This window comes from Gilvimarinus gilvus (assembly GCF_030518155.1).
Lineage (GTDB): Bacteria > Pseudomonadota > Gammaproteobacteria > Pseudomonadales > Cellvibrionaceae > Gilvimarinus > Gilvimarinus gilvus.
The window spans coordinates 1-351 of sequence record NZ_JAULRU010000412.1 but is presented as its reverse complement, the minus strand read 5'-3'; the positions used below and the strand labels follow the sequence as shown (position 1 = coordinate 351).

1 protein-coding gene is annotated in these 351 nt (G+C 42.5%); it reads right to left on the bottom strand.

The window, feature by feature from the left end; all coding sequences use genetic code 11:
• Positions 1-295: SDR family NAD(P)-dependent oxidoreductase (locus tag QWI17_RS06830; protein ID WP_302721773.1), on the bottom strand; the 295-nt coding region annotated here is incomplete at its 3' end.
• Between the last annotated feature and the right edge of the window lie 56 nt (positions 296-351).

Here is a 351-nt window from a genome sequence, read left to right as displayed (position 1 = left end):
TACCATCACGGGTAATACCCGCATTATTAATCAGAATATCAACGCTACCACCGGCTACTTCTTCAACCGTTTTAATACATTCAGCGCATGATGCCTCGTCTGTCACATCACCGTAGGCTACCAAAATATCGTAACCATCGGCTTTCTGCTCTTCCTGCCAAGCTTTAGCCTTTTCATGGTTACCACCAGAGTTATAACCAGCAACGACTTTTACACCTGAATCAGCTAATGCGCGACAGATTGCAGAACCAATACCACCTGTACCGCCAGTAACCAGAGCAATTTTCTGTGTCATGCTCACTTCCTCTTTGCTTTTTGAGATTTGTTGTTTTGAATTGTTATTATTTTCTA